7 protein-coding genes are annotated in these 7,127 nt (G+C 63.6%); 5 read left to right on the top strand and 2 right to left on the bottom strand.

What is annotated here, in order from left to right; translation table 11 throughout:
- Window positions 1-63 precede the first annotated feature (63 nt).
- A complete protein-coding gene (locus tag APH27_RS23780; RefSeq protein ID WP_060486055.1) occupies window positions 64-1,020 on the bottom strand; it encodes an endonuclease in 957 nt (318 codons plus the stop codon).
- Between the two features lie 132 nt (window positions 1,021-1,152).
- Between APH27_RS23780 and APH27_RS23775 the strand changes: the two genes are divergently transcribed.
- Window positions 1,153-1,533: a diguanylate cyclase domain-containing protein gene (locus APH27_RS23775; protein ID WP_177331720.1), complete on the top strand. Its 381-nt coding sequence runs from the start codon at window positions 1,153-1,155 to the stop codon at window positions 1,531-1,533.
- A gap of 509 nt (window positions 1,534-2,042) precedes the next feature.
- Here the strand turns inward: APH27_RS23775 and APH27_RS23770 are convergent.
- On the bottom strand, window positions 2,043-2,537 hold the full coding sequence (locus tag APH27_RS23770; protein ID WP_060486053.1) for a hypothetical protein: 495 nt from the start codon (window positions 2,535-2,537) through the stop codon (window positions 2,043-2,045).
- Between the two features lie 216 nt (window positions 2,538-2,753).
- Between APH27_RS23770 and APH27_RS23765 the strand changes: the two genes are divergently transcribed.
- From APH27_RS23765 to APH27_RS23750, 4 genes are all read left to right on the top strand, one after another.
- Window positions 2,754-3,752, top strand: a complete 999-nt coding sequence (locus APH27_RS23765; protein WP_027921116.1) for a sensor domain-containing diguanylate cyclase — start codon at window positions 2,754-2,756, stop codon at window positions 3,750-3,752.
- A 171-nt stretch (window positions 3,753-3,923) separates the two neighbouring features.
- Window positions 3,924-5,237 carry a glycosyltransferase gene (locus tag APH27_RS23760; RefSeq protein ID WP_177326731.1) on the top strand — a complete coding sequence of 438 codons (1,314 nt, stop codon included), beginning with the start codon at window positions 3,924-3,926 and terminating at the stop codon, window positions 5,235-5,237.
- 1 nt (window position 5,238) lies between these two features.
- Window positions 5,239-6,429: a DegT/DnrJ/EryC1/StrS aminotransferase family protein gene (locus APH27_RS23755; RefSeq protein WP_082435246.1), complete on the top strand. Its 1,191-nt coding sequence runs from the start codon at window positions 5,239-5,241 to the stop codon at window positions 6,427-6,429.
- Complete coding sequence (locus APH27_RS23750; protein WP_060486052.1) at window positions 6,426-7,127, top strand: WbqC family protein; 702 nt, start codon at window positions 6,426-6,428, stop codon at window positions 7,125-7,127. Before APH27_RS23755 ends, APH27_RS23750 begins: the two co-directional genes overlap by 4 nt.

Here is a 7,127-nt window from a genome sequence, read left to right as displayed (position 1 = left end):
CTCTCAAAACCGCAGAAGGTATCGAGGCGAACACCTCTTGGCCCTCACACAACCCTCACACCGTTACTTGCAGTTCCCCGCCTTGCGATACCCCGCCGCCTGCGCCTCGGCCTCACTGCCAAACGCCACCTGGTTCTTCTGCGAAACCTGGCTGTACCCCGGGCAACCACTGGCCAGGTGATACACATGGCTATTGCGGTTGCCCACAACCGCGCCACCCGTCACCGCACCGGCCAGTGTCGGCTTGGCCGTCTCTTTCACCGCCGTAGCCGGCACCGCAGCCGCGCCCTGGGGCGTATACCCCAGCGCCCACTTGCGCTCGCCGGTCACGAACGGGTTGTTGTGCCCCATGATCGCGGCAATCCGCTGGTCACGCTGCTTCTCCCAGGCCGTCACCGGGTGCTGCTTGTCCCAGGCCATCAGCACCTGTTGCTGCTGGCGCGACATGCTCAGCTTGTAGCGATCGAACATGTAGAACGTGGTGCGTGCCACCAGCCCCTTCACCTCGTCGCGTGGCTCGGCGGTTTTCTGCTGGAAATCGATCTTGGTGGTGCACTGGCCGTACTGCGGCGCCACGCCGGACACCATGCCGTAATTGAAGTTGCTGCGGTCACCGTTCACTTCGCCCACGGATGGGTAGAGGTTGAACAGGTCGGCCTCCATGGCGCGGAAGGTCGGGTCGCTGTCCACGCAGTGCTCGCGCCCGCCGTTTTGCCAGCACTGGCGCTGGTGGCCGAAGGTCCAGGCCGGGACGATGTGTTCCCACTCGGTGCGCTCGGCGCGGGTCTGCAGCTTGCGGGTTTCATAACCGCAGGACTTCAGGTCGACCCGGCCGCCGGATTTGCCGACCCAGGTCCACTTGCAGCCACAGTACAACTCGCCCATCGCGCTGTTGCCTTGGTCGAGGTAGATCTTCTGTTTGGCGACCACCTTGGCTTCGGTGAAGGTGGCGGGCGGGGTGGCGAAAGCGGCGGGGATGGCGGCGAAGGCGAGGGCGACGGCGCAAAGCAATTTCTTCATGAAAATACGTCTTAGGCTTACAAAAGGACGCGATTATACGGCTTGAACGATTTGATACTAGAGAGGAAAGGGTTGCGCTTGAGCGCTGCGGCGCTATCGTTTTCGGGTCAGGATTTTGCCGAGCGAGTCGTCATGCAAATTGCCCCGTCGCCTCTCAACGATGGGCACGAGGCGGGTGATGCCGTGTTGCAGGCTGCAGCGGGGCGCATGCTCGCGACTATGCGGGCGGATGACACGGTGGCCAGGCTGGCGGGTGACGAGTTCGTGGTCATCGCGCAGGCCGTGGCCAACCAGGCGTCAGCCCGGGATATTGCGCGCAAGCTGTGCGATGTGCTGTCGGCGCCCATTTCGGTGGAGAATGCTGAAGTGGCCGTGGGTGCCAGTATCGGGGTTTATCTGAACCTGTCCGGGCATGAACCGCAGTGTGCCGAGGAGGCTTTGGCGTTGGCAGACAAGGCGATGTATGAAGCCAAGCGGAGTGGGCGAAACAGGTTCAGTCTGGTGGCGGATTGAGACGCTGGCAGGGGGGCGCGTCAGGGCTTCGACGGGCCTGCCACAACAATTTCAGCGCCTGTGAGACCGAGCGCTGCCCGCGCGGCGCATCGCGGATGAATCCGCTCCTACATTTGTTGCAACGTGGCCATGCCTGTGAGGTCATGGTTGTCAGCCGGTTTGCACGGCTCAGGACATGCGCCAAGGCTGGCAACCATGGCGTAACAGGTTCGGTACGTTGCAACAATTGCTGCGATCATGCCTGAGCAGCACTTCGTGGCCCGTGGCCCTGGCTTTTCCCTGTATTTGATCGCGGTGCAGCAAGCCTTCGGCGCAGAAGCCTGATACAGCCCAATCTCGCCAGTGGCGAACTGGTCGCGCGCCTGGCCCGCTCGGTGCCCCTCGGGCTGGCCATCGCGGCCTGGCGTTTGCCCGCAGCCACGGGCAACCCGCAGGTGGCAGCGGTAGAGGAGGCATTGAAACTGCTGGCCTGAGGTGCGGCCAACGTTGCGCTGGCCACACCCCTGGCTTCAGACCTGCTCGGTTTCTGTCGCCTGCCCGGCCAGCTTGGCCTGTGTCTTGATTTCGACATCTTCCTTCATGCGCTGGGCGATCTGCTCATCGACCCTGGCCTGTTGCTCAGGTGGCAGGGCGTTGTACGCGTCCTCGGTCATGCCCAGTTCCTGCAGGACCTTCTCCTTGATCTTCTCTTCAGGTGACTTGGCCATGTAGTCGCGGAACTCCTGCAGCGCATCACCGGTTTCCTGGGTACGGGTGCTGGCCTGCTGGCGGGCGGCCAGGTCGGGGTTCTGCAGCATGACCTTGAGCTTGGCGAACGCTTCCTCGCGGGCATCGTCGGCATTTTGCTGCGAAGTGCTGCCCTGGCTGTTCGGCTGCGCGGACGTATTGCGGGTGGCCAGCGGTGCACGGAACGGCACCAGCGCGGCTTGTGCCTGGTCGTGGTTGATGCGCTGCTGCTGGTGCACGGTGGCCTGCCAACCCAGGCCATTGAGGGTGATTGCCATGTGCGCCTCCTTGGACGTTGCAAAGCCAGGGGAGCGGGGCAAAACCCATGCCAGCTGTGCAGGCCACGAAAATAGGACGTTCGGGCTATTCCGGTGGTTGGCCGGCAGGCATATGCTTGCCTGTCAGAGGAAGTACGTTGCCGCCTGCGGCAAACACAAGCACTGTCGGCAGCACCTTGACCGGGGCGCAGTTGCTGGACACCAGGGAGAGCGTCCATGAGTCAGGAAACACCGCCGGCACCTGCCGGCTTCAGTGAGCAGCAGCTGGCCACGCTGTTCGAGTTGATCAGCGATGGTATCTGGGACTGGAATGCCAATACCGGCTACGTCTATCGCAACCCCGGCTGGTACGCCATGCTCGGTTATGAAAGCCATTCCAAGGCTAACACCGTGCTGACCTGGGAAAGCGTGATCCACCCCGAGGACTACCCGCGGGTGATGGCGCATTTCGAGGCCTACATCAACCAGCGCAACGAGCACTATCTCATCGAATACCGCTGCCGATGCCAGGATGGCAGCTACCTGTGGATCGAGGACAGTGGCCATATCATCGCCCGCAACGAGGATGGCTCGGTGGCACGCATGCTCGGCGCGCACCGCAATATCGACGCGGGCAAGCGCCTGGTGGCGCAGCTGGAGCAGAAGAACCATTCGCTGGAAGCCCAGGTGGCCGAGCGCACCCGCGAGCTGTCGTGGGTCAACCAGCAGCTGCAGCGCCAGCTCGACGAAAACCGCATCCTGGCCGAGCGCGATGCGCTGACGCGGGTTGCCAATCGCTACCGGCTGGAAAAAACCTTGCAGCAGGAGTGCGAACGGGCCAAGCGCTTTCGCCAGCCGCTGGCGCTGATTGCCATGGACCTGGATGATTTCAAGCCGATCAATGACCGCCATGGCCATGCCCGGGGCGACGCGGCGCTGGTCCAGGTAGCAGACAACCTGCGTAGCAGCCTGCGCGAGCTCGACCTGCTGGCGCGCTGGGGCGGTGACGAATTCGTCATGGTGCTGCCGCAGACCACCCTGGGCGAGGCGCTCGACCTGGCCGGGCAGTTGCGCCGAGTGATGGAGCGGATGGAGCCGGTGGGCGATTGCCGCTTGACCATGAGCTACGGCGTGGTGCAGTGGCAGGACGGGGAGGGCCAGGAGGAACTGCTGGCGCGGGCCGATCAGGCTTTGTACCGGGCCAAAGGCTCGGGGAAAAACGCCATTGCCGAATGAATCGATGCCTCAGGGCCGTCTGTAGGGGCGGCCTTGTACCGCGAAAGGGATTTGGCGATCATGCCAGCGGCATGCTGACGTCTTTCGAAATTCACAGTCATGCTCGGAAGATTGCGGCCGATACAGCGGTTGCAGCAGTACGTCCCTGAAGATCCCTTCGAAGCGAGCACCATGCCCCCCATCTACTTGAACCTAGGTTGCGCCGATCACCCACGCCAGGGCTTCATCAATATTGATCTGGATGCCGCAGGCGCTGACTTGCAGTGGGCGCCGGGTCAGGCGTTGCCGTGGGAAACGGGTGCGCTGGCGGGGATCTACAGCGCCTGCTTTCTGCAGCGTCTGGGGCGCAACCAGGCTATCCGCCTGCTGCACGAATGCCGGCGGGCGCTGCAACCGGGTGGAGTGATCCGCCTGGTCTGCACCGACCTCAACGCGCTGATCGACGATTACCTGTGCAATCGCAGCTACCCCGAGGCCCCAGGCATCGGCCGTGGCGAACGGCTGAATATTGCCCTGCGCCAGCATGCCTGGACCTTCGACGCCGAGGAGCTGACGCGGATCTGCACGATGGTCGGCCTGGAGCCGGTGGCCCTCAGCGAAGCGGGCACCAGCTGCGATCCGCACCTGAGCGGCCTGGACGCACCGCTGCCCGGGCAACTGGTGTTGGAGTTTCGCAAGACCGAGCGACAGCTGGCGGAAAATGCCCAGCCACTGGTCAGCATCGTCATGCCGACCTACAAGACCGAGCACCTGTACGACGCCCTGGGCAGTGCGCTGAACCAGACCTACCGCAACCTGGAAATCCTGGTGTGCGACGACTGCCCGACCGATGAAATCGAACGCATATGCGCCGACCTGAGCCAGCACGACCCGCGTGTGCGCTATGTGCGCAACCCGGATGCCGGCAAGGACATCGGCCGCCTCAACCACGTGCTCTGCCTGAAAGAAGCGCGTGGCGAGTTCATCAAGTTCCTCAATGACGACGACGTGCTGGACCTCGAATGCGTGGAGCGGATGCTCGACAGCTTCCGCCGCTACCCGGATGTCACCCTGGTGACCTCCAAACGCCAGCGCATCGACCAGCACGGTGAGCCACTGGCCGATATCGCTGCCACCCAAGCCCCGGTTGCGGACGACTCGCTGATCGAAGGCCTGTCGCTGGGTACTGCACTGATGCAGTCGCAGCTCAATTTTGTCGGCGAACCGAGCACGGTGATGTTCCGCCGCGCTGACATGCTGGGCATTACCCCGGACTTCATGTCGGTCGACCAGCAACCCATTGCCTGGGCCTCGGACGTGGCGATCTTCCTCAACCTGGCCCTGCGCGGCAACACCGTCTACCTGATTCGGCCGCTGAGCAGCTTCCGCATCCACGGCGAGCAGTGCCAGGTGCTGTATGGCGCCGCGGCTCAAGGTGAATCCCGGCGCTGCTGGGCGATCATGCGCGACTTCTGGGCGCGGCATGAGTTCGACAAGGCGATCTGACATGCCCAAGCCTGCCTACGCCCGTACCCCCTGGGAGCAGTCAACGGCTGCGTCCGCGCAAGCATTGCCAGAGCCTGGCCGGCAACCGGTTTACGTGACCCAGCCGGCACTGCCTGAACTGGAGGCTTTTCTGCCCTACCTGCAGGAGATCTGGGGCAGCCGCATGCTGACCAACGGCGGCACCATGCACCAACGGCTGGAAGCGGCGCTGTGTGCGTACCTGGGTGTCGAGCACCTGTCGCTGTTCTGCAATGGTACCCAGGCCTTGATCACCGCGTTGCAGGCGGCCGGGCTCAGCGGCGAGGTGATCACCACGCCGTACTCCTTCGTCGCCACCGCGCATTCATTGCTGTGGAACAACCTGACGCCGGTGTTCGTCGATATCGACCCGCACACCCTGAACCTGGACCCTACGCGCATAGAAGCGGCCATCACCGAGAAGACCACGGCGATCCTGCCGGTGCACTGCTACGGCCACCCTTGTGATGTCGCGGCGATACGCGCGATTGCCGAACGCCACGGCCTGAAGGTGATCTACGACGCCGCCCATGCCTTTGGCGCGCAGGACACCGGCGGCAGCCTGCTGCGCCATGGCGACATGGCCACCTTGAGCTTCCACGCGACCAAGGTATTCAGCACGTTCGAGGGTGGCGCCATCGTCTGTCGCGACGAGGCGACCAAGCGGCGCATCGACCAGTTGAAGAACTTCGGCCTGTCTGCCGACGGCACCACCGTGGAACTGACCGGTACCAACGGCAAGCTCAGCGAGATTCACGCGGCGTTCGGCCTGTTGCAACTGCAAGGCGTGGACGAAGCACTGGAGAAACGCCGGCGCATCGACCAGCGTTACCGTGCCGGCCTCGCGGGCATTGCCGGCATCCACTGCATTTGCGGGGTGGCCGAGGCAGTCGCCAACCATGCCTACTTCCCGATCCTGGTGGGGCCTGAGTTCGGGCTGAGCCGCGACGCGCTGTTCGCCCACCTGGCGGCCCACAACATCCATGGGCGGCGGTATTTCCAGCCACTGATCAGCGGCCTGCCGATGTACCGCGGCTACCCGTCGGCCAGCGCCGGCAACCTGCCGGTGGCGCATCAGGTGGTGGAGCAGGTGATCTGCCTGCCGATCTATCCCGACCTCGACCACGCCACTGTCGACTTCATCATTGGCCTGATCGCCGGGGCTGCCGCATGAGCGCCGTGGCGATCATGCAGCCTTACCTGTTTCCCTACATCGGCTACTGGCAACTGTTGCAGGCCGCAGACCGCTTTGTGGTCTACGACGATGTGAATTACATCGTCCGTGGCTGGGTCAACCGCAACCGCATCCTGATCAACAATGCCCCCGGGCTGATTACCCTGCCGTTGTTGCAGGCCTCGCAGAACCGCAAGATCAACGAGATCGACATTGCCCCCGCAGCCCAGTGGCAGCGGCGCATGCTGCGCTGCGTGGAAATGGCCTACCGCAAGGCGCCCTGTTTCGATCAGGTGTTCCCTGTGATCGAGCGCATCCTGGCGCACCCGGACAACAACCTGGCCGGCTTCCTGACCCATCAGATTCAGGTGCTGGCCGGTTTCATGGGCCAGACGGTACAGATCGTCAGCAGCAGCCAGGGCTACGGTAATGCCCGGCTCGCGGCACAGGAACGGATTGTGGATATCTGCCGCCAGGAAGGCGCGGCCCGCTATATCAATGCCCAAGGCGGGCGGTCGCTGTATACGCCTGCCAGGTTCGCCGATGCCGGTATCGACCTGCGCTTTATCGGCATGCGCCCGCTGCCTTATCCTCAACGCGGCGAGGGGTTCACCCCCTACCTGTCGATCGTCGATGCCTTGATGGAAGTCGGCGCCGAAGGCATCGGGCCGCACCTGGCGGCCTACGATTACCTCTGA

The sequence above is a fragment of the Pseudomonas sp. NBRC 111123 genome (assembly GCF_001320205.1).
In the GTDB taxonomy this organism is placed as follows: Bacteria; Pseudomonadota; Gammaproteobacteria; order Pseudomonadales; family Pseudomonadaceae; genus Aquipseudomonas; species Aquipseudomonas putida_J.
Note: the sequence above shows the minus strand (reverse complement) of the source record. Positions and strands in the feature narration are given on the sequence as shown.